Origin of the sequence: Gordonia sp. ABSL11-1 (genome assembly GCF_030315685.1) — a bacterium.
In the GTDB taxonomy this organism is placed as follows: domain Bacteria; phylum Actinomycetota; class Actinomycetes; order Mycobacteriales; family Mycobacteriaceae; genus Gordonia.
Genome location: NZ_JASXSI010000002.1, coordinates 1 through 21,064 on the forward strand (window position 1 = coordinate 1; position 21,064 = coordinate 21,064).

Here is a 21,064-nt window from a genome sequence, read left to right on the forward strand (position 1 = left end):
GAACTGTGGCCCCCGAAGGCAATTCGGGGGCCACAGTCTTTTGTGCGTTCAAGCCTTTTACGTTCGCCTGTTGTTCGTCTCGTGCGACGACAACCATCGGAGAATCTCCCCGGTGAGTGCGGCCGGTGCGTCGAGCTGGATCAGGTGACCAGCGCCGGCGATCGTGCTCACTGTTGCTTCGGGAATGAGATCGTGCAGCCGATGGGCCGTGTCCACGGGTATCCATTGGTCCTCGGACCCCCAGACGATGTGAGTCGGGATGTCGAGGTCGGGATATCGCGGTTCGATCTCGTCGGTGAACGCCTGGTCGGCCTGGGCGATCTGTCGATAGAAGGCCGATTGCCCCGATTCGTCGAGCCACGGTGTCAGCAGCAGCTCGAGATCGTCTGCCCGGATCTCTCGGTGCGCGGCTCCGCGGATGTAGGCCTCGAGGGCGCCGCGATGGATTGCCGCTGGCAGTGCGGCGAACACGTCGGCGTTGTCGTGGACCAGTGAGAAGAACGGCGAGCCCCAGGGCCTCAGCGCCACGACGTCCACGAGGCAGAGCGATCGGTAATGCGCGTCGTGGAGCAGTGCCGCGCGAAGGGCGATGGCGCCGCCGATGTCGTGGGCGATCACGTGCGGACTCTCCAGCTCCCACATCTCGAGGAGATGCGCGAAGAGGCGGGCCTGTACGCCGATGTCCACCGGGTGGTCAGGATCTTTGGAGGAGTGTCCGTATCCCGGCATGTCCCAGAGGTGTACGCGGAATCCTGCAGCGCAGGCGTCGGCGATCGGTTGCCACAGCGCGGACGACCAGGGGGTCCCGTGCAGGAATACCACGGGCTCCCCGGCGCCGAAACGGTCCCAGGCGATCGTCCGTCCCCGCCATGGTGTCGACCTGGTCAACGGTTGTCGGTTCATCCGTTCAGTGTTGCAACGTCAACGGTCGATCAGCGAGCTCTCGTCGAGGAGAGCCGGTGTGTCGCGCCGAAGGGTGCGCCCGGCGAAGAACTCGGGCGAGACGGCTCTCATCACGAACATGAGGATCACGCCGAGACCGAGGAGTCCGAAGCCCATGTAGAAGACGAGACCGATACCGAAGATCGATGCGCCACTGCCGTTGTCGGGGTTCATGCTCTCACGCACGGAGATCACGAAGACGGTGGCGAGCATCAGGCCGCCGAGCAGTGGGAACAGGAACTTGAAGACCGCGTTGCGCACGCTGGTGAACAGCTCGCGACGGAAGAACCAGACGCACGCGAATGCGGTGATCCCGTAGTACCAGCAGATCATGATGCCGAGTGCGGCGATGGTGTCCAGCAGTGTGTGCTCCGACAGCAGGCTGACGATCGTGTAGAACGCGCCGGTGACAACACCCGCGAGGACGGTGCTGTACGTCGGCACGAGATATCGCGGGTGGACGGAGGCCAGGCGCCGTGGGAAGGCGCCATAGGCTCCCATGGCCAGCATTGTTCGTGCCGCGGGTAGGAACGTCGTCTGCAGGCTCGCGGCCGACGACGCGAGAATCGCCAAGAACAACAGTGGTCCCGCCCAACTCCCCATGACGGGATAGGCGAGTGCGCCGAAGACATTTTCCGAGATCTTGTCGTTGCCCAGTCCGATACCGGTGTCGCCGACGCCGGCATACATCATGACCGCCACCGCGACGAGAAGATAGGTCAACAGGATCGAGATCACGCACAGCAGACCCGCACGGCCGGGAACCTTTGTCGGGTCCTTGGATTCCTCACCGAGGGTGAGGCAGGTGTCCCATCCCCAGAAGGCGAAGATGGAACCGGTGACGCCGATGACGAACGCCCCCAGTGCGAGCCCGGTGAACGGGTTGAACCAGTCGAGGCTGAAGCTGAGTCCGGCGGGCGCGTCCCCGTTCACCGATTCGACGATGGCGGCGATGGCGAACGCGACGAGGACGATCATCTGGAAGCCGACCAGGATGTACTGGACCCGCTCGCTGGTCGTGATGCCGCGGCCGGAGATGTAGGTGGCGACGGCGATGAAGGCGAGCGTGGTCACGATGTTGATCGCCTTGTTGTCGGCGAGGTCGGCGATCCCGGGGCTGTTGAACACCCGGGCGATGAAGAGATAGCAGAACTCGACGGCGATCGCGGCGAGGTTCGACAACACGATGATCGTCGCGAGCACCATGCCCCAACCGCACATCCATCCCACGTACGGCCCGAATGCCTTGGTGGACCACGTGAACGAGGCGCCGCAGTCGGGCGCGCGGGAATTGAGCTCCCGATAGGCGTAGGCAGTGAGGAACATCGGGATGAACCCGGCGATGAAGATCGCCGGCATCTTCAGGCCGACGGCGGCGACGATCAGCCCGATGCTGGCCGTCAGTGTGTAACCGGGTGCGACGCAGGAGATGCCGAGCACGGCGCCGGCGAAGGTGCCGACCTTGCCGGAGGCGAGTCCCTTGTCGACGAGATCTGACGAGCCGCCCTGCGGACCCGGCCCGCCTCCGGCCGGGTCGCTCATGACTGTGCCTGCCGCGGCACGACGATCATCGGTACGGCCAGGACGCGGAGCATCTTCGCCGCCGTCGAACCGAGGAAGAGTTTTCGGGGTGCGGCGAGTCGGCTCGAGCCGACCATGATGACGTCTCCGTCGTGCCAGTCGACGGTCAGCACGGCATCCTCGATGTTGCGGCCCTCCGCGACCGCCGAGTCGAGTCCGGTCCCCTCGGGAAGACGCGAACGCGCCTCGTCGAGGGCGCGGCCGGCGAGCTCCATCCCGCGCTCGACGGCCTGCTGCTCCTCCTCGGCCGAGAGCTTCGGCGGCCAGTCGTCGCGCGACACCAGCGACATCAGGCGTAGCGGGATCTGCCCCTGTGCGCTGAGTTCGACGGCGGTGTCCAGCAGGATCTCCGCGCCCGGACGTCGGCCGATGGCTGCGGTGATCTCGCGGACCCGCTGCGGCCCGGTGCGGCTGAATCCGCGGGGCGCGAGCGCCACCGGGACCGGAGAGGAATGCAGGAGGTCGTTGACGACGGAACCGAGTGAGTGTCGACCGATGAGGCCGCCGCCCGAGCCCCCGACGACCAGCATCGTGGAGTCCAGTCGATCGATCTCCTTGAGGATGCCGTCGGCCGAGTTCTCGTCGACCGCGACATGAGTTCGAACGGTCACGTCCTCGGGGACGAGCGCGGCGGCCTGGTCCAGCCATTCCTTGGCGGCCTCGTCGAGGACGTCGGCATAGCTGCCGGTGGCGGCGAATGCCTCCGGCTTGTCCGGGGGGATGACCAGCGAGATGTCGAGCGATGCGTGAAGAGTGCGGGCGAGGCACGCGCCCAGCGCGACCGCATCCTCCCCGCCGGGGGTGGCCAGATACGCGACCAGCAACCTCATCGTGCACTCCGATCGTGAGCTCTCCGAAATCATGCAGGTGAACTCACTGTGCGCCGGTCGACGGGGGCACGCATCCGCCAACATGGCACACATCAGACCGCCGAGGTGGACATGGTGGCGTGCTCCACGACGCGTCCGGTCACCACGGTGAGACGAGGGCGGGCCGGACCGCTCGTGCGGGCCGGCCCGTCGACGACCGTGCCGAGGTCAGCTCAGGTGGTGTACCTCCTGGAGCCCGTATACCGGGGTCGGGATGCCCTCGTACCGTGCTTTCAGTTGCAGCGCGAGATACAGCGAGTAGTGCCTCGACTGATGCAGGTTGCCGCCGTGGAACCAGAGGCCCGGCTGCTGAGTCGGTTTCCACATGTTGCGCTGCTCGCCTTCCCACGGACCGGGATCCTTCGTGGTCTCCGAACCGAGGCCCCACACCTTGCCCACTCGGTCGGCCACCTCCTGGCCCATCAGGTCGGCGGCCCACCCGTTCATCGATCCGTATCCGGTCGCGTAGACGACGACGTCGGCCGGCAACTCGGTCCCGTCGGCGAGCACGACGCTGTGCTCGGTGAGGTGATCGACTTGCCCGTGTTCGAGCTTGATGGTGCCGTCGGCGACGAGTTCGCAGGCACCGACGTCGATGTAGTAGCCGGAACCGCGGCGCAGGTACTTCATGAACAGGCCCGAGTCGTCGTCGCCGAAGTCGAGGTCGAACCCGGCCGCCTCGAGCCGATTGTAGAACTCCTTGTCACGATCGCGGATCTGGTCGTAGAGCGGGATCTGGAACTCGTGCATGATCCGATACGGCAGCGATGCGAACGTGAGATCGGCCTTCTTGGTCGTCATTCCGGACGCGACGGCCTGCTCGCTGTAGAGGGCGCCGAGCCCGATCTCCATCAGCGAGTCGGAACGCACGATGTGGGTCGACGAACGCTGCACCATCGCGGTGTCGATGCCGTTCTCAACCAGCGCTTTGCAGATGTCGTGCGCCGAATTGTTCGACCCGATCACCACCACCTTGCGGCCGGCATAGCGGTCGGGTCCGGGGTGCTGGCTGGAATGGTGTTGGTCTCCGGCGAAGATGTCTTGGCCGGGGATCGTCGGCACGTTGGCCTTGCCCGACATGCCGGTGGCGAGCACCAGCTGCGTCGGATGCAGGGTCAGCGACTCGCCGTCGCGATCGAGTTCGACGGTCCACTGCCCGCGCGCCTCGTCGTACGTCGCCGAGCGGCAGGTCGTCGCGCTCCAGTAGGGGACCTCCATGACCTTGGTGTAGAACTCGAGCCAGTCACCGATCTTGTCCTTGGGTGCGAACACCGGCCAGTTCTCCGGGAACGGGAGATAGGGCAGGTGGTCGTACCAGACGGGATCGTGCAGGCAGAGGGACTTGTAGCGTTTGCGCCACTGATCGCCCGGACGCTCGTGTCGGTCGACGACGATCGACGGCACGCCGAGTTGCCTCAGACGTGCGCCGAGCGCGATACCGCCCTGGCCGCCTCCGATGACGAGGACGTAGGGCTGTCGGGAGCGACCCAGCTCGGCCTCCTCGTCGTCCCGCTTCTCCGCCCACGACCGGCGATCGGGATCGGAACCGTGGACCGCGCCGAGCACGCGTCCGGGGCCGGAAGGCTCTTCGTGTCCCTTGAGTTCCTGCAGGGTGGTGAGCAGGGTCCAGGCGACATCGTCCCCGGTCTCGGGGTCGGGCTTCAGCCGCAGATGCCCGACACCGCGGCCGGTTGCGGTCTCGAACTCGATGAACGCGGTCACCACGCCGTCGTCGTCCGTGGGCGGTTCACTGGTCCGGAACCCACGGGGATCGGTGTCGGCCACGCGTTCGCCGAGCATGTCGGCGATCTGATCACGGCCCTCGACCGTCTTCAGGTTCCAGGTGAAGGACACGAGGTCCCGCCAGAAACTGTCCGCGGCGAACATGCCGGTCACCCGTGCGATGTCACGGGCGGCCAGTGCCGCAGAGAAGTCCGCGAGCCAGGCGTCGACCCGGCGCTGAGCGTCGTCGGCGGTCGGCTCCGCGGAACCGGTGCCGGTGGGTTCGAGGGTCTGCGTCATGGTCTTCTCCTTGCACGTGAGCGGGCATCTCGGTGTGAGCCACAGCACATCGCGGAACCGATGTGAGGGGCAAGGGTTGCATCGGGTTGCGGGCACAGCCCGTCGAGGCGCAACCCCGTGCAACCTCTCTTCCGTCTTTGCGGCAGACCTGTGATCCGGAGCACAATCGGGGGGTGTCGGTACCAGAGATCCACGCCGGTCCCGAGCCCGCGATGTCGGCGGGCGACGATCCGCGTCACTACGCCCAGCTGTTGGCTGCCGTCTACGATGCGGCCATGGCGGGGGAGAAGATGCCCGCGCGGCCGCGGTCGGTGATCAGTGACTCCTGGGACCGGGTGTTGACGGCGGGTGTCGATCCGGATGTCGGTGCGCTCGACGACGGCCTCGACGTGTCCGAACTCGAGGCCCGGCGTCTGGACTCGGGTCTGGCGGTGGTGCTGGAGGACCTGACGCGCGGATTGGAGTCGGTGATCGCCGATGGCGACAACATCCTCGTCGTCGCGGACGCGCACGGCCACGTGCTCTGGCGGAGCGGCGCGCCTCGCGTTCTGCAGCGCGCCGACCGCCTCGGATTCGTCGAGGGTGCCGATTGGGGCGAGAACACGGTCGGCACGAACGCCATCGGGACCGCACTGATGTCGCGGCGAGCGGTGCAGGTGTTCTCTGCCGAGCATTTCGTGCGGACCCACCATTCGTGGACCTGCGCCGGTGCGCCCATCCGCGATCCGCGGACCGGGGCGGTGCTCGGCGCCGTCGACGTCAGCGGCCCCGCGGCGACCATCCATCCGACCACGGTCGCGCTCGTCGACGTGGTCGCCAGGCTGGCCGAATCACAACTGCGCGATCACCATCGGAGATCGCTCGATCAACTGCGATCGGTGGCCGCGCCGATGCTGGCCCGACTGTGCAGTCCGGCCCTCGCTGTCGACAACGACGGTTGGGTGGCCGCGCTCGACGGCATCACGCCGCGCAGCCGGCTGACCCTGCCCCGCCAGACCGCACCCGGCCGGACCATGCTGCACAGCCTCGGCGAATGCGACCTCGAACCTCTGCCCGGTGGATGGCTGGTGCGGATCGCCGAGCCCGAGTCGCACTCGTCTGGAACCGCCATCGACCTGGACCTGAGCGATCCTCGGAATCCGTCGGTCACCGTGTCGGGCGGTGCCGGACGGTGGACGATGCAGCCGTCCCCGCGGCACACCGAGATCCTGACGTTGCTGGCACATCACCCCGAGGGTCGGAGTGCGGCCCAGATGTCCGAGCACCTGTTCGGCGTCGGTGATCGAACCATCACGGTGCGCGCCGAGATGTCGCGGCTGCGCAAGCATCTCGGTGGGCTCCTCGCCGCCAACCCCTACCGGTTCGCCGACGGCGTGCAGGTGCATCTCGGCGCCGGCTGATCAGTCCAGGTCGTCGTCGATCACCTGCGCGGTGCGTTTGCCGATTCCGGATGGCGCCGTCGCCGTGCTGATATCCGGCGCCGGCGATGTCGGAGCAGGAGAAGTGGATCGGTCCGACCGGCGTGCGCTGATCGCGGCCGTAGCGATGCAGCCCACCGAGGACGAAGCTCGCGGCATAGGCACCGCGGGTCCATTCCTCGGAACCCCAATCGGATTCGTAGTACACGACGGGTTCGATTGCCTTCGGGCCGAGGAACCGCGCGATCGACGCGAGGATGTGTTTCCGGCGCTCGTCGGCGGGCAACTCGAACATGGCGTCGGCCTTCTGGTCGGAGAAGAATCCGACGAGGGTGCCACGATCGTCGTCGTGGTTTGGTGTTGTCGTAGACCTCCTGCACGAGCTCGGACCCGCCGAACCCCGTGCCCGACAAGCCGTCCGCGCGCCGGAACGGTGTCTCGTAGACCGGGTGCACCTTGATGACCAGGCCCAGGGACTGGTGCCGATGCATCTGGTGCTGCCGGCGCGGCAACGGCGGACCGAACGAGATTCGGCTGTACAGATTCGGCGGACCGCCAGGATCACCCGCTGTGCATGGCATTCCAGCCGTCGTCGGCGATGACGGTGACGCCGCCGTCCGGATTCCACCGAACCGTGCGGACCGGCGAACCGAGGAACACGTCGTCGCCGAGGCGCTCGGCCAGGCGCTGCGAGACCTGTTGCATGCCGCCGACGACACGTCGGTCGAGGACGAAGTCCTCGTCGACGACATTGCTGAACGATCCGGCGGATGCCGCCATCAACACTGCCTGCAGCACCGAGAACGCGTGTGCCGGTTTGGTCAGCATCCCGCCGGCGACGAACAGGGCGATGTTGTCGATGGCCTCGGCGTCGTCGGTGAGCCTTCGAGCCAGACCCGGAAGGACACGGTGTCCAACTCGGCCGCCCGCGGATGCGCCCACGGCTCCTCGGCCCCGATCTGCGCGGGGAGGTCGTCGATGATCCCGATGAGTCGGTTCATCTCGGCGAGAGTGCGTTCGCCGACCGGGAAGTCGTCACCGTCGTACACGATCCGCTCACCCGTCGGGGTGACATACACCGAACTGCCCTCGCGGTGGCGCGGGTAGGTCTCGAGGCCAAGTTCGTCGAGCATCTCGTACAGGCCGGACTGATCCGGTGACACCCACTGTCCGCCGATCTCCAGCACGGCGCCGTCGATGGTGTCGGTCCAGGTCCGACCGCCCACGCGATCGCGGGCCTCGAGGACGGCCACGCTGCGGCCCGCGGCGGCGAGGTGATGTGCGGCGGTCAGGCCCGACGGCCCGGCGCCGACGACGATCACGTCACGATTGATGGTGGTCATGTGGTCTCCTCGATGCGAGATATGTTGTGCGGGTGGCACATGCCGTCCGGGTCGTCGGCGCGGGGGTGATGGTCAGGCCTGCGCGGCCGGCTCGTTCTGGGTGATGCAGTGGATGCCGCCGCCACGGTCGAAGATCGGCCGTGCGTCGATCGCGACGACCGCTCGCCCGGGGTAGGCGGCGCCGAGGATCTCGGCCGCTTGCGCGTCGTTGCGGTCGGCGAAGCCGCACGCCACGACGACGCCGTTCCCGACATAGTGGTTGATGTAGCTGTGGTCGACGAATCCGTCTGCGTCGGTGAGGGCCTCGGGTGCGGGCACCTCGACGACGTCCAGAGCGCGCCCGCCGGCATCGGTTGCGTTGCGCAGGATGCCGATGATCTCCTGCGACACGGCATGATCCGGATGCGAGCGATAGCGCTGCGAGTGGACGAGGACCGTACCCGGCGCGGCCAGCGCCGCGACGATGTCGACGTGTCCGCGTGTGCCATATCGCTCGGAGTCCCGGGTCAGACCGCGGGGCAGCCAGATCACCGTGTCGGCGCCGATCGTGCGACGCAGTTCGTTCTCGACGTCGGCGCGCGACATCCGCGGATTACGTCCCGGGTCGAGCTGCACGGTCTCGGTGACCAGAACGGTGCCCTCGCCGTCGACCTGGATGCCACCACCCTCGTTCACCATGGTCGATGAGATGGGCGTGACGCCTTCACCGTCGCGGTCCGCCCCGGCGTGCTCCAGGACGAATCGTCCGATGTGCTGGTCGCGGTCCCATCTCGCCCAGTCCTGGGCGCCCCAGCCGTTGAAGACCCAATCGACACCACCGACGTGGCCGTCGTCATCGAGGACGAAGGTGGGACCGATGTCCCGCATCCATGCGTCGTCGAGTGGGGCCTCGACGATGTCGACGGCCGAGGTCAGATAGCGCTTCGCGGCGTCCATCTCGTCCGGGTCGACGATGACCACCACCGGCTCGAAGTCGCTGATCGCGTTGGCGACCGCGGCCCACGCCGTGCGCGCCTCGTGGTGCTCCTCGGCGGTGTCACCGAGGGAGTAGCCGGCGCTGGGGAACGCCATCCACGTCCGCAGATGTGGTTCGTGCTCGGCCGGCATCCGCCACGCCATCATGCCCTCCCGGTGGGATTCTCGGTGTCGACCGGCTCGGTCAGGCGCCCGTAGGTGTCCGGTCGGCGGGTGGCCAGGAAGGGGAACAGGGTCAGCCAGTCGCGACGCTGATCGAGGTCGAGATCGGCGACGAGGACCGCGGATTCGTCGCGCGGTGCCTGGACCAGGATGCGGCCGTAGGGATCCGAGATGAACGACGAACCGTAGAACGTGATCGCACCCTCGTCGCCATGACGATTGGGGGCGATCATGAACGTGCCGTTGGCGATACCGTTGCCGACGATGACCTGCTGCCACAGCGGCTGCGTGTCGAAGTCGGGGTGATCGGGCTCGGAGCCGATCGCCGTCGGGTAGACGATGATCTCGGCGCCGGCGAGCGAGTACATCCGGGCGACCTCGGGGAACCACTCGTCCCAGCAGGTCGGCATGCCGATCCGTGCGCCACCCAGCGCGTCGGGGGTGTGCACGGTGTAGGCCTCTGTGGAGGACGGGCCGCCGCGGAAGTATGTGTCCTCGTAGTATCCCGCGGTCACCGGGATGTGGAGCTTGCGTGTCCGCCCGACGAGACCGTCGGGTCCGACGAGGATCGCCGTGTTGTATCCGAGGCCGTCGTCGTCGGTGCCGGGTGCGGCGTCCTCTGCCTGTGCATGCTCGTAGAGCGACGCGTGCACCAGGATGTCGTGCCGTTTGGCGGCGTCGAGCGCGAACCGGTGGGTCGGGCCGGACAGCAGGTCCTCGGCGTAGGCGCCGGGGTTGTCGCCGCCCCGCACGAACGCCGGGTAGCGGCTCAGCGTCAGCTCGGGCAGGAACACGACCTGCGCGCCCTGCTCGGCGGCCGTCGCGATCCCGTCGGCCAGCTCGGCCTCGAGTGCGCTCGGGTCCTCCTGCCAGCGATGCTGGACCAGCGCGACGCGCAGCGGCGGCCGCGCGGGGACATCGACACGCGCCAACGACGGGGGCGGGGTGAGTGCGGTGATGACGTTCATGGAATCCATTCTTCTCGTGCAGCTCTACTCGTGGGGACGATCAGCGCACCGAGGTCGGTGTCTCGGTGGTCGTCGATGTCGGATGGCGCTCCGGAACCGATCGCGGCAGCGTCTCGGACCGGAAGAACTCGGGTCGCAGGGCACGCAGCACCAGCATGACGACGCCGCCGAGGATGAACAGCCCGAAGCCGATGGAGAAGACCGGCCCGACGCCGAAGATCGACGCCCCGCCGCCGTTGTCGGGGTTCATGCTCTCACCGACCGAGATGACGAAGACGGCGAGCAGGGCGATCCCGCCGAGCATCGGGAAGACCAGTCGGAAGATCGCATTGTGCAGGTTCGCGAAGAGTGTGTGGCGGAAGTACCACACAGGCGAACGCGGTGATGCCGTAGTACCAGCAGATCATGATGCCCAGCGCGGCGATCGTGTCGAGAAGTGTGTGCTCGGACAGGACGGTGACCACTGTGTAGAAGACCGCGGTCACGGTCCCGGCGACGAGCGCCGCGAACGACGGTGCGAGGAACCGGGGGATCTCGGCGAACTCCTTCGGGAACGCGCCTTAGCTGCCCATGGCGAGCATGGTGCGTGCGACGGGCAGGAAGGTCGTCTGCAGACTGGCGACCGACGACACCAGGATGGCGAGGAACAGCAGGATGCCGCCCCACTTGCCGAGGATCGGTTCGGCGAGCGCGCCGAAGACGTTCTCGGCGTTCTCCGGGTTGCCGAGACCGACGCCGTCGGTGCCGACGCCGGTGTACATCATGGTCGCGACGGCGACGAGGAGGTAGGTCAGCAGGATCGACACGACGCACAGGAGACCGGAGCGACCCCGGGTGCGCTTGGGGTCCTTGCATTCCTCACCCAGCGTCAGACAGGTGTCCCAGACCCAGAACGCGAAGATCGAACCCGTGAGGCCGACGGCGAACGCCGCGATCCTCGGACCGGTGAACGATTGAACCAGTCGATGTCGAACTGCAGGTGGGCGGGCGCCCCGCCGTCGCCGACCTGGATGAGGGCGACGACCGCGAATGTGATCAGCACGACCATCTGAAAGGCCACCAAGACGTACTGGATTCGTTCGCTGGTGGTGATCCCGCGCATCGACACCCAGGTGGCGATGGCGAGGAACACCAGGGTGGTCACGATGTTGACGGTCTTGTCGTCGTCGAGCCCGGAGAGCCATGTGGAGTCGAACACGCGCCCGAGGGTCAGATAGAAGAACTCGACACCGACCGCGGCGAGGTTGGAGAGGACGATGATCGTCGCGATGACCATGCCCCACCCGCACATCCGTCCGACGTACGGGCCGAAGGCCTTGGTGGACCACGTGAACGACGCGCCACAGTCGGGGTGCCGGAGTTCAGCTCACGATAGGCGCACGCGGTCAGGAACATCGGGATGAACTCGGCGATCAGGATCACCGGCATCTTCAGTCCGACGGCCGCCACGATCAGCCCGATGGACGCGGTGAGCGTGTAACCCGTTGCCACGGTGGAGATCCTGAGGACAGTGCCGGAGACGACCCCGATCTTGTCGGTCGCCAGGCTCTTGCCCTTCTCGGTGCCGGGTGGTTGCGGGGATACGCCGGTGAGCTCTGCGGTACCGGCACAGACACGGATCAGGACGACCTGATCGAACGTCGTCCCGGCGGCCACGATCAGCCGGAGGGAGTCGTCGACCTCGACGCGCGATGAACCGAGCCGACCGAAGGCGTCGGCGACGCGCTCACCGGTCGTCGCGTCCCATCCGAGGGCATCGCGAGCGGACAGCACGAGCAGGTGTGTGTCGTGCGGGTCATCTGCTGGCGGGAAGCGGGCTCGAACGTGAGGCGCGGCGGTGCGGATGCGTTGTCGGTAAGGGCGCCGGCAGACGGCGCGGATGAGCTGTGGGCGGTGGCGAGAGGGAGGGACACCGGAGGACTCCCTTGTCGTCGGTGGACGTCCGCGACCACGATGCCGACCGGCCGGTCGCATCGACCACCGACGAAACGGTGTGGGCGACGAGGCGAGCCGCAGCACTTCGGCGGTTGTCGCGTGCCGGGGCGCGTGCGAGGCGGCCGACAACCCGGCCGTGGCATAGATTCAGTGGTGTGACCACGCATGTCGATGGATATCTCCGCCACATCATGGGCGTCTGCTCCGCGGACTCCTCGGGTGCGGTGGCCGACTACATCCCCGAACTCGCGCGTGTGGACCCGGATGGATACGGCCTGTCGATGTGTGTCCACGACGGCAACGTCTACTCGCAGGGCGACAGCGGCGTCGCGTTCACGATCCAGTCCATCTCCAAGCCGCTGACGTACGCGCTGGTCCTCACCCGACTCGGTCCGGCCCAGGTGGATGCACGGATCGGGGTCGAGCCATCCGGTGAGGCGTTCAACGAGATCAGCGTCGACGCCGATCGCCGTCCGCGCAATCCGATGATCAACGCCGGGGCGATCATGGCGGCGTCGCTGCTGCTGCCGCCCGTCCGCGATGTCGACGCGTCGACGGTCGAGTCGGTGTTCGGCGAGCTCGTCGAGTTCTACTCCGGTTGTGCCGGCCGACACCTCGAGCTCGACGAGGACGTCTACTCCTCGGAGGCACAGACCGGTGCCCGCAACCGCGCGATCGCCTACATGCTGGACAGTTTCGGTGTGGTGGACACCGACCCGGAGGCAGCGCTGGATCTCTACTATCGCCAGTGTTCGCTGCGGGTCACCACCGACGACCTGTCGGTCATCGGCGCGACCATCGCCAATGGTGGCCTCAACCCGCGGACCGGGCGCCAGGTCATGACACAGGAAGTGGCCCAGCGCGTGCTGTCGGTGATGACCACCTGTGGGATGTACGACGGCGCAGGCGACTGGGTGACCACGGTGGGACTGCCCGCGAAGAGCGGGGTGGGTGGCGGGATACTCGCGATCCTGCCGGGCCAGCTGGGGATCGGCGTCTACTCGCCCCGCCTCGACGTCCACGGCAACAGCGTTCGGGGGATCGACACCTGCCGGCATCTGTCGACCGATCTCGGTCTGCACATGTTCAACCTGACCCGCGAGAGCCGGGTGACCATCCGTTCCACCTATGACATCGGGGAGTTCGAGGTCGGCGACGACTGGACCGAGCGGGAGCGCAGTTACCTGAAGACGTGTCGGGAACGTGTGCGTGTCTACGAGTTGCAGGGTGATCTGACGTTCTCCGGTGCCGAGGCCGCCATGCGGCGGCTCGAGACCGACATCGACCACTACGACGTCGCGATCGTCGACATCTCCCGGATCGGGATCGTCGATCCGGTCGCCCGGACGATGGTGCTGACCTTCAAACACGTCCTCGACGATCGCGGGCAGCGCGGCATGGTCGTCGATCCCGACGGCGTGATGCGCGCGAGTGTGGACCGGCACCGAAACGATCGCGTGGTTCCGGACATCGTTGCGCCCGAAGCGCTTCGCGGATTCGATCCGACATTGCCGCACGTGCACGCGACGATGGCCGAGGCGGTCACCGACGCCGAGGCGTTCCTGCTGAAACAGCGATACGGACCCGGCGATGGATTCGACGGGGTGTGATCGTCGGCGCGCGACGGGGTCGGCGTTAAGCTGACCCCCGTGCGTCTGGTTATCGCGAACTGCCAAGTGGACTATGTCGGGCGACTGACCGCACATCTGCCGATGGCGAAGCGCCTGCTGCTGATCAAGTCGGACGGATCGGTGAGCGTGCACGCCGATGATCGTGCGTACAAACCGCTCAACTGGATGAGTCCACCGTGCTGGATGACCGAGTCGGTCGTACCCGACGGTGTCGAGGCGGAGGCCTACTGGGTCGTCACGAACAAGTCGGGCGAGGAACTGCGCATCAGGATCGCGTCGATCGAGCACGACTCGGAGCACGAGCTGGGCGTCGATCCCGGTCTGGTCAAGGACGGCGTGGAGGCGCACCTGCAAGAGTTGCTCGCCGAACATGTCGAGACCCTCGGGCCTGGGCACAGCCTGATCCGCCGCGAGTACATGACCGCCATCGGGCCGGTGGACCTGCTGTGCCGCGACGCCGTCGGGTCGACCGTGGCGGTGGAGATCAAACGGCGCGGGGAGATCGACGGTGTCGAACAGCTGACCCGCTACCTCGAGTTGCTCAACCGTGATCCGATCCTGGCCCCGGTCACCGGTGTGTTCGCCGCGCAGCAGATCAAGCCGCAGGCCCGGACATTGGCCGAGGATCGTGGAATCCGTTGTCTGGTACTGGATTACGATGCACTTCGCGGTGCGGAGAGCACCGAGTTCCGTTTGTTCTGAGGCCGTTGCCGCGCCGATGGGCGTCGCGGTTTGTCGCGTGTCAGGTGTCAGGGTGCGGGGGTGAGTGCGACGACCGCGATCGTGCGATGCACCTTGTCCTGGTAGCCCTGGTAGTCGAAGACCTCGTCGTTGAGCGTCGACCACATCGCCGTGCGTTCGTCGCCGCTCAGTTCGGTCCCGATCACGGGAGTGATCGTCCCACCGATGTCGATCGTCGCCGGGGAGCCGGCGCGGAGATTCAGCCACCATCCGGGCTCCCAGTCGGCGCCGCCGTTCGACGCCACAACGATCCAGCGGTCGCCGTCGGGTCTGTAGATGAGGGGAGTGGTGCGCGGCGTTCCGCTCGTCCGTCCGGTCGTCGTCAGCAGCAGGAGGTCGGCACCGCGGAAACGTTGCGGTCGTAGCCGGGAGATGACCGCGTTCATCATGCGGTTGAGCAGCACGAACGCACGCTTCTTCATGGCCGGGATCCTAACGGGGCCGCTCCCGTCGTCGCGCGTGAACGACGTCAGGTCGTCGTCGCCGCCGAGTCGTCGGCCTCCGTGCCGGATGAGGTGTCCGTCGGCGTCGGAGCCGCGGTGTGGTCGGCGGTGGTGGTGCTGTTGCCGGTGGCGCCGCCGGCCGCCGTGCCGTTGGTCTGGCCGGAACGCCTGACCTGCGATGAGCTCGACAGCGCGCGATTGAGGAGCTCGATGTCGTCGTTGTCGGTCAGCTCGGCGAGATCCTGGTGACGCTCGGCGAGCTGGGCGGGGACCTTCGCCAGCTGATCGCGCACCTGGTTGAGCTGATCGACGACCTGCTTACGGGCGAGGTCGGCCTTGCCGGCCAACTCGCGCGAGCGGGCGAGGCGCTCGGTCGCGATCTCGAGTGCCGTGTCCTTCATCCGCTGAGCCTCGTGGCGGGCGCGGTCGCGCTGCGAGGTGATCTCGGCGTCGTGTCGTTCCCGCTCCGCCTGCCGGGCCCGGGTGCTCTGCAACTCGAGTTCGGCGGCTTCACCCTTGGCCTTGGTGACGATCCGTCGCGCCTCGTCGCGGGCGGCGTTCATCGTCTCCTTGTGCTCCGCCTCCATCGCGGCCTTGCGTTCGGTGATCAGCTTGGCGGCCTCCTCGGCCTCCTCTGCCGACTTCGCGGCGAGTGCATCCGCCTTCTCGCGGGCCTTGCGGGACTTCTCCTCGGCGTCGGCGACGAGCTTCTGGCCCTTGGTCTCGGCCGCGTCGCGCACCCGTTCGGCGTCGGACTCGGCGTCGTCGCGGAGGGAGGCTGCCTCCTGCCGGGCGATCGAGGTGATCTCTGCGGCCTCGGCGGCGGCCTCGGCGCGGATCTCGGACGCCTCGTCGGAGGCGAGCTGAAGCATCCGGCCGAGCCGCTCGCTCATGCCCTGTGCGGTGGTGGGCGGAACCGACAGCTTGTCGATCTCGCGCCGCAGTTCCTCGATCTCGTCACGTGCCTGCTCGAGATGTGCGGCGAGCTCGTGGGCGTTGGCGGTCGCTGCGTCACGGTCGGCTGCGAGCACCCGCAACTCCGCATCCATGCGCTGTAGGTGCTCGGCGACCTGATCGCGATCGAAGCCGCGCATGACGATGGCGAACGGGAGTTGCCGCGGTGCGGGAGCTGACATGCGGCACAGTCTAACTCAGTCCGCGGTGTCAGTGAGCTGGGGAATCCCTCGCGGGCTCGACCAGCTCGAGCAGGACGCCACCCGCGTCCTTCGGGTGCACGAAGTTGATGCGGGAGTCCGCTGTTCCGCGTCGCGGCTCGGGGTAGAGCACGCGGATGCCCGCGTCGGTCAGCCGGGCCGTCACGGCGTCGACGTCGGTGACCCGGACGGCCAGCTGCTGGAGTCCGGGCCCGTTGCGGTCGAGGAACTTCGCGATCGTCGAGTCGTCGTTGAGCGGGGCAAGTAGCTGGACGACCGCCCCGCCGGTCTCTCCGGCCGAGCGCGGACCGACCATCGCCTCGATCACACCCTGATCCGTGTTGGTCTCCTCGTGCAAGGTCTCGAAGCCCAGATGATCGAGGTACCACTTCTTTGCGGTGTCCAGGTCGGGCACGGCGATGCCGACGTGGTCGACAGCGGTGACGAGGTCCGAGATGGCGGCGGTGGCCGATGCCGATGCGGCAGGGTCTGATGCTTGGGTGGTCATGCACTAACGGTAGCGTTGGAGGTGGAAGCGCACAGAGCGGGCGCTCGGTCTGCCGCTCCTCACGATTGCTGGAGGTCTCCCATGTCCACGTCCACCGAACAGTCGTCGACGGTCATCGTCGCGGGCGCGCGGACCCCGTTCGGGCGTCTGCTCGGGTCGCTGAAGGATTTCAGCGCGGTGGATCTGGGTGCGGTCGCCATCAAGGGCGCGCTGGAGCGTTCCGGGGTGCCGGCGTCGGCGGTGGAGTACGTGGTCATGGGTCAGGTGCTGACGGCCGGCGCGGGGCAGATGCCCGCGCGTCAGACCGCGATCAAGGCCGGTATCGGCTGGGATGTGCCGACGCTGACCATCAACAAGATGTGCCTGTCGGGTGTCGACGCGATCGCGCTCGCCGATCAGCTCATCCGCGCCGGTGAGTTCGATTGTGTCGTCGCAGGTGGGCAGGAGTCGATGACCCAGGCGCCGCATCTGCTGCCCGGCAGTCGTGGCGGATTCAAGTACGGCAACACCGAATTGGTCGACCACATGGCCTTCGACGGCCTGTGGGACGCGTTCACCGATCAGCCGATGGGCGCGCTGACCGAGCAGGGCAACGATGTCGACACCAGTGCTGCCGAAGCCGATGTGACATGCGGTTTCACCCGCGCCGAGCAGGATGAGTTCGCCGCCCGCAGTCATCAGCGCGCGGCGATCGCGTGGAAGAACGGTGTGTTCGCCGACGAGGTGGTGCCGGTGGAGATTCCGCAGCGCAAGGGTGACCCGATCGTCTTCGCCGAAGACGAGGGCGTGCGGGCCGACACCACGGCGGAGTCGCTGGGCGGTCTTCGGCCGGCGTTCCGCAAGGACGGCACCATCACTGCCGGCAACTCGTCGCAGATCTCCGATGGTGCCGCGGCGGTCGTGGTGATGAGCAAGGCCAAGGCGACCGAACTCGGCGTCAGCTGGCTGGCCGAGATCGGACCCCACGGTGTCGTCGCCGGACCGGACTCGTCGCTGCAGGCCCAGCCGGCGAACGCCATCATCAAGGCGTGCGACCGTGCCGGGATCTCGCCCGCGGACCTCGATCTGATCGAGATCAACGAGGCCTTCGCCGCGGTCGGACTCGCCTCGGCCAAGCAGCTCGGCGTGGACCCGGAGATCGTGAACGTCAACGGCGGCGCGATCGCCGTCGGCCATCCGATCGGGACGTCGGGAGCTCGTATCGCCCTGCACCTGGCCCTGGAACTGCAACGTCGTGGTGGCGGGGTCGGCGCGGCCGCGCTGTGCGGCGCCGGCGGGCAGGGCGACGCCTTGATCATCCGGGTGCCGAAGAGCTGATCCGCGGGTGGTGGATGTCTCCGCAGGAGACTTCTACTACACCTTGTCGTAGTTTAATGTCCGATTCGGCACAATGGAGCTCATGTCGCACTTCTTCGATCTCCGCACACCCGCCAAACGCTTCCGGTTCGTCGCCGTGTTGGAGGCGATCACATGGCTGGCCCTGCTGATCGCCATGTTCTTCAAGTGGGTCCTCGGACACACCGAGGCGGTGGCCGTGCCCGGCATGGTGCACGGCATCGTCTTCGTGCTCTTCGTCGTCGTGTCGCTGATCACCGCGGTCCAGCTGCGCTGGGGTGTCGTCGTCACGGTGCTGGCGCTGGTGTCCTCGGTCCCGCCGTTCGGCACCCTCGTCTTCGAGTGGTGGGCTCAGCGCAACGGCCACCTCGCCGAACTCTCCGACGACACGACCGCACCGCGCGTCGCGGCCTGACTTCGGTGCCCCGATGATCGTCGCCTTCAGCCTGACACCGTCGGGCGGCGATGCCGTCGACGCGGACGGCGGGATGAGTGCGGCGGTCGCGTCGGCCGTGGAGGTCGTCCGCGAGTCCGGACTTTCGCATCAGACCACCTCCATGTTCACCTACCTCGAGGGCGATTGGGACGAGGTCATGGCCGTCGTCAGGGCGGCCACCGAGGCGGTCGCGCGTCACGCACCGCGGGTCGGGCTCGTGCTCAAGGCGGACATCCGGCCCGGCCACACCGACGAGATGACCGGCAAGGTCGAGCGGATCGACCGGCACCTCGCGTGATGGGCGGCGCGCGGTCGGCGGCGACCGATCGCCGGGCACGGGCGTCGGTGGCCACGGTCTTCGCGCTGAACGGCTTTCTCGCGGCGATGTGGGTCGCGCACATCCCGGTCGTCACCGAACACACGGGTATCTCGCACGACGCCCTCGGCGGCATGCTGCTGTTGCTGGGCGGATCCGCGTTCGTCGGCATGCAGCTGTGCGGTCCGATCATCGACCGGTGGGGATCGCGCCCGACCACCATCGCGGCGGCAGTGCTGCTCTCCCTGGTGATCCTCGCGCCGGTGAGCGCCGACGGTGCCGGCACGCTGGCGATCGCCCTCGTCGGGTTCGGCTTCGCCAACGGGGCACTCGACGTCTCGATGAACGCGCAGGCCGTCGCGGTCGAACGCAACTACGGCCGGCCGATCATGTCGTCGTTCCACGGCTTCTTCTCGGTGGGTGGTCTCGTCGGGTCGGGTGTCGTCGCGCTGACGCTGTGGCGCGATGTCCCGGTCCTCGTGACGGTGAGCGTTGCCGGCGGTGTCGGGCTCATCGCGATCGCGTGCGCTGCTCGGGGTCTCCTCCCGGCGGGGCTCCGCGAGCCGGTGACATCGACGACGCAGTCGTCGTCGGAGGGATCGGAGGCGCCGCGTCGGGCGACCTCGCGCCGATGGTGGGTCGGCATCGATCGTCGACGGCTGGTGTTGCTGGCGGCGGTCGCGTTCGCACTGATGCTGGCGGAGGGCACCGCGTACGACTGGAGTGCGCTGCACATCGTCGAGACGTTCGGGAGCCCGGAGTCGGTCGGCGCGATCGCCTTCGGCGCGTTCAGCGCCGCGATGACCGTCGCTCGTTTCGGCATCGACCCCGTCGCGGCCGCGCTGGGTCCGATCGCTGTCGTCCGCTGCGGCGCGTTGATCGGGATCGTCGGGATGACGCTCGCGGTGCTGGCGCCGACGGCGTGGGTGGCGATCGTCGGGTGGACGGTGTTCGGCATCGGTCTCGCCGGCCTCATCCCGCAGATCTTCACCGCCGCGGGCAACCTCACCACCGAGTCGAGCGGGCGCAGCATCTCGCTTGTCGTCGGCTGCGGCTACCTCGGCATGCTCGCGGGGCCGGCGGTGGTCGGCTTCATCAGCAACCGGAGCACTCTGGCGGTCGGTCTGGTCGTCGCGATCGGAGCCCTCGTGTTCGCCGCCGCCGCGGCGGGTGTGGTGCGGCCGGGTGACGCCGGACCTGCCCACGAGCAGCGAACCGTTCCCCGCGGACGTGACACACTGGAACGGTGACACGACCAACGAATCGGCAGCAGGCGGCGGCCGCCGCCCGGCAACAGGCTGCAGCGGTAGCCATGGCGGGGGCGGTGGACCTGTCGGCCCTCAAGGAACGAGCCGACGCCCAGCGTCAACAGGGACAACGACCGACACGGCCCCGACCGGAGGCATCACCCGACGGCGCCGCGGGCCCGACGTCGGCGGGTGGCCCGGACGCCTCCGCCGGTGGTGCGGTCATGGACGTCACCGAGGAGACCTTCGAGTCCGAGGTGCTCGTCCGGTCCCAGCAGCAACTGGTCCTGGTCGACCTGTGGGCCGAATGGTGCGGTCCGTGCAAACAGTTGTCGCCGGTGCTGGAGTCCCTCGCCGCCCGCGCGCAGGGAACCTGGGTGCTGGCCAAGATCGACGTGGATGCCAATCCCCGGATCGCACAGGCATTCCGAGTGCAGTCGATCCCGATGGTCGTGGCCATCGCGCAGGGACAGCCCGTCGCGGCGTTCAACGGCGTGCGGTCGGAGGCCGAGATCACCCAGTGGGTCGACGAGATCCTCGCCCAGGTCGGCGATGCGCTACCGGGCATGGCTCCGCAGGGCGAGGCCGAACCCGAGGCCGACGACCCGCGGATGGTGGCTGCCGAGGACAAGCTGAACGGCGGTGACTTCGAGGGCGCACTCGCCGACTACCGGGCCATCGCAGAGGCGGAGCCCGACAACGTCGAGGCGGCTTCGGCTGCCCGCAATCTCGATTTCGTCCTTCGCGCCCAGGCGCACGATCCGGCGATCGTCGACACGGCGGCACCGACCGATGTCGACGCCCAACTGGCGGCTGCGGACGTGCTGCTGCTGTCGCAGCAGCCCGAGCAGGCCTTCGACCGGATCATCGGCGTCGTCAAGGTGACCGCCGGTGACGATCGGACCCGGGCACGTACCCGGTTGCTCGAGCTGTTCGAGCTGTTCGATCCCGCCGAGCCGTTCGTCGTGTCGGCGCGGCGGAAGCTGGCGACCGCGCTCTACTGATCCCCACCCTCGCCGACCGTGCCGCGAGGACGGG

17 protein-coding genes and 2 pseudogenes are annotated in these 21,064 nt (G+C 67.7%); 8 read left to right on the plus strand and 11 right to left on the minus strand.

Translation table 11 applies throughout. The features are described from left to right. Positions 1-57: 57 nt before the first annotated feature. From QSJ19_RS02645 to QSJ19_RS02660, 4 genes are all read right to left on the minus strand, one after another. Positions 58-903, minus strand: coding sequence for an alpha/beta fold hydrolase (locus QSJ19_RS02645; protein WP_286318171.1), 846 nt, complete (start codon positions 901-903; stop codon positions 58-60). A gap of 18 nt (positions 904-921) precedes the next feature. After that, positions 922-2,484: an APC family permease gene (locus QSJ19_RS02650; protein WP_286318172.1), complete on the minus strand. Its 1,563-nt coding sequence runs from the start codon at positions 2,482-2,484 to the stop codon at positions 922-924. Continuing rightward, positions 2,481-3,353 (minus strand): universal stress protein, encoded by an 873-nt coding sequence (locus tag QSJ19_RS02655; protein WP_286318173.1) that lies wholly within the window; start codon positions 3,351-3,353, stop codon positions 2,481-2,483. Before QSJ19_RS02655 ends, QSJ19_RS02650 begins: the two co-directional genes overlap by 4 nt. A 207-nt stretch (positions 3,354-3,560) precedes the next feature. After that, the gene (locus QSJ19_RS02660) at positions 3,561-5,414 is read right to left on the minus strand and encodes an NAD(P)/FAD-dependent oxidoreductase (RefSeq protein ID WP_286318174.1); all 1,854 of its coding nucleotides are present in this window, start codon (positions 5,412-5,414) and stop codon (positions 3,561-3,563) included. A 212-nt stretch (positions 5,415-5,626) separates the two neighbouring features. Between QSJ19_RS02660 and QSJ19_RS02665 the strand changes: the two genes are divergently transcribed. Then, positions 5,627-6,814 carry a GAF domain-containing protein gene (locus QSJ19_RS02665; RefSeq protein ID WP_286318512.1) on the plus strand — a complete coding sequence of 396 codons (1,188 nt, stop codon included), beginning with the start codon at positions 5,627-5,629 and terminating at the stop codon, positions 6,812-6,814. Positions 6,815-6,860: 46 nt separating this feature from the next. Here the strand turns inward: QSJ19_RS02665 and QSJ19_RS02670 are convergent. From QSJ19_RS02670 to QSJ19_RS02685, 4 genes and pseudogenes are all read right to left on the minus strand, one after another. Then, positions 6,861-8,175, minus strand: a pseudogene (locus QSJ19_RS02670) (flavin monoamine oxidase family protein); the annotation flags it as partial. Positions 8,176-8,247: 72 nt separating this feature from the next. Beyond that, on the minus strand, positions 8,248-9,294 hold the full coding sequence (locus QSJ19_RS02675) for an agmatine deiminase family protein (protein ID WP_286318175.1): 1,047 nt from the start codon (positions 9,292-9,294) through the stop codon (positions 8,248-8,250). Further along, positions 9,294-10,280, minus strand: a complete 987-nt coding sequence (locus tag QSJ19_RS02680) for a nitrilase-related carbon-nitrogen hydrolase (protein WP_286318176.1) — start codon at positions 10,278-10,280, stop codon at positions 9,294-9,296. Before QSJ19_RS02680 ends, QSJ19_RS02675 begins: the two co-directional genes overlap by 1 nt. Before the next feature lie 40 nt (positions 10,281-10,320). After that, positions 10,321-11,825: pseudogene (locus QSJ19_RS02685) on the minus strand (APC family permease). A 581-nt stretch (positions 11,826-12,406) separates the two neighbouring features. Here QSJ19_RS02685 and glsA point away from each other — a divergent pair. After that, positions 12,407-13,825: a glutaminase A gene (gene glsA / locus QSJ19_RS02690; RefSeq protein ID WP_502876087.1), complete on the plus strand. Its 1,419-nt coding sequence runs from the start codon at positions 12,407-12,409 to the stop codon at positions 13,823-13,825. A 39-nt stretch (positions 13,826-13,864) separates the two neighbouring features. Further along, a complete protein-coding gene (nucS, locus tag QSJ19_RS02695; protein ID WP_286318178.1) occupies positions 13,865-14,548 on the plus strand; it encodes an endonuclease NucS in 684 nt (227 codons plus the stop codon). A gap of 47 nt (positions 14,549-14,595) precedes the next feature. On the opposite strand, the gene QSJ19_RS02700 is transcribed toward nucS, so the two are convergent. From QSJ19_RS02700 to mce, 3 genes are read right to left on the minus strand one after another with little or no spacing between them, the layout of a single operon-like run. Then, positions 14,596-15,009 carry a nitroreductase/quinone reductase family protein gene (locus QSJ19_RS02700; RefSeq protein ID WP_286318179.1) on the minus strand — a complete coding sequence of 138 codons (414 nt, stop codon included), beginning with the start codon at positions 15,007-15,009 and terminating at the stop codon, positions 14,596-14,598. Positions 15,010-15,056: 47 nt separating this feature from the next. Further along, positions 15,057-16,166 carry a coiled-coil domain-containing protein gene (locus QSJ19_RS02705; protein WP_286318180.1) on the minus strand — a complete coding sequence of 370 codons (1,110 nt, stop codon included), beginning with the start codon at positions 16,164-16,166 and terminating at the stop codon, positions 15,057-15,059. A gap of 28 nt (positions 16,167-16,194) precedes the next feature. Next, positions 16,195-16,692, minus strand: coding sequence for a methylmalonyl-CoA epimerase (gene mce / locus QSJ19_RS02710; protein WP_286318181.1), 498 nt, complete (start codon positions 16,690-16,692; stop codon positions 16,195-16,197). 81 nt (positions 16,693-16,773) lie between these two features. Between mce and QSJ19_RS02715 the strand changes: the two genes are divergently transcribed. The 5 genes from QSJ19_RS02715 (at position 16,774) to QSJ19_RS02735 (ending at position 21,030) form a co-directional block, all read left to right on the plus strand. Then, positions 16,774-18,009 (plus strand): acetyl-CoA C-acetyltransferase, encoded by a 1,236-nt coding sequence (locus QSJ19_RS02715; RefSeq protein WP_286318182.1) that lies wholly within the window; start codon positions 16,774-16,776, stop codon positions 18,007-18,009. An 82-nt stretch (positions 18,010-18,091) separates the two neighbouring features. Beyond that, on the plus strand, positions 18,092-18,442 hold the full coding sequence (locus QSJ19_RS02720; RefSeq protein WP_502876080.1) for a DUF3817 domain-containing protein: 351 nt from the start codon (positions 18,092-18,094) through the stop codon (positions 18,440-18,442). A gap of 13 nt (positions 18,443-18,455) precedes the next feature. Further along, positions 18,456-18,761 (plus strand): thiamine-binding protein, encoded by a 306-nt coding sequence (locus QSJ19_RS02725; protein WP_286318184.1) that lies wholly within the window; start codon positions 18,456-18,458, stop codon positions 18,759-18,761. Next, on the plus strand, positions 18,761-20,029 hold the full coding sequence (locus tag QSJ19_RS02730; RefSeq protein ID WP_286318185.1) for an MFS transporter: 1,269 nt from the start codon (positions 18,761-18,763) through the stop codon (positions 20,027-20,029). Before QSJ19_RS02725 ends, QSJ19_RS02730 begins: the two co-directional genes overlap by 1 nt. Next, the gene (locus tag QSJ19_RS02735) at positions 20,026-21,030 is read left to right on the plus strand and encodes a tetratricopeptide repeat protein (protein WP_502876081.1); all 1,005 of its coding nucleotides are present in this window, start codon (positions 20,026-20,028) and stop codon (positions 21,028-21,030) included. The genes QSJ19_RS02730 and QSJ19_RS02735 overlap by 4 nt, the downstream gene beginning before the upstream one ends. The last annotated feature ends 34 nt before the right edge of the window (positions 21,031-21,064 follow it).

Coding starts and splice junctions, on each gene's coding strand:
- glsA (WP_502876087.1), top strand. CDS start 12,407: ATGGGCGTCTGCTCCGCGGACTCCTCGGGTGCGGTGGCCGACTACATC.
- QSJ19_RS02650 (WP_286318172.1), bottom strand. CDS start 2,484: ATGAGCGACCCGGCCGGAGGCGGGCCGGGTCCGCAGGGCGGCTCGTCA.
- QSJ19_RS02700 (WP_286318179.1), bottom strand. CDS start 15,009: ATGAAGAAGCGTGCGTTCGTGCTGCTCAACCGCATGATGAACGCGGTC.
- QSJ19_RS02725 (WP_286318184.1), top strand. CDS start 18,456: ATGATCGTCGCCTTCAGCCTGACACCGTCGGGCGGCGATGCCGTCGAC.
- QSJ19_RS02655 (WP_286318173.1), bottom strand. CDS start 3,353: ATGAGGTTGCTGGTCGCGTATCTGGCCACCCCCGGCGGGGAGGATGCG.
- QSJ19_RS02675 (WP_286318175.1), bottom strand. CDS start 9,294: ATGGCGTGGCGGATGCCGGCCGAGCACGAACCACATCTGCGGACGTGG.
- mce (WP_286318181.1), bottom strand. CDS start 16,692: ATGACCACCCAAGCATCAGACCCTGCCGCATCGGCATCGGCCACCGCC.
- QSJ19_RS02645 (WP_286318171.1), bottom strand. CDS start 903: ATGAACCGACAACCGTTGACCAGGTCGACACCATGGCGGGGACGGACG.
- QSJ19_RS02680 (WP_286318176.1), bottom strand. CDS start 10,280: ATGAACGTCATCACCGCACTCACCCCGCCCCCGTCGTTGGCGCGTGTC.
- QSJ19_RS02705 (WP_286318180.1), bottom strand. CDS start 16,166: ATGTCAGCTCCCGCACCGCGGCAACTCCCGTTCGCCATCGTCATGCGC.
- QSJ19_RS02730 (WP_286318185.1), top strand. CDS start 18,761: ATGGGCGGCGCGCGGTCGGCGGCGACCGATCGCCGGGCACGGGCGTCG.
- QSJ19_RS02720 (WP_502876080.1), top strand. CDS start 18,092: ATGTCGCACTTCTTCGATCTCCGCACACCCGCCAAACGCTTCCGGTTC.
- QSJ19_RS02665 (WP_286318512.1), top strand. CDS start 5,627: ATGTCGGCGGGCGACGATCCGCGTCACTACGCCCAGCTGTTGGCTGCC.
- QSJ19_RS02660 (WP_286318174.1), bottom strand. CDS start 5,414: ATGACGCAGACCCTCGAACCCACCGGCACCGGTTCCGCGGAGCCGACC.
- QSJ19_RS02715 (WP_286318182.1), top strand. CDS start 16,774: ATGTCCACGTCCACCGAACAGTCGTCGACGGTCATCGTCGCGGGCGCG.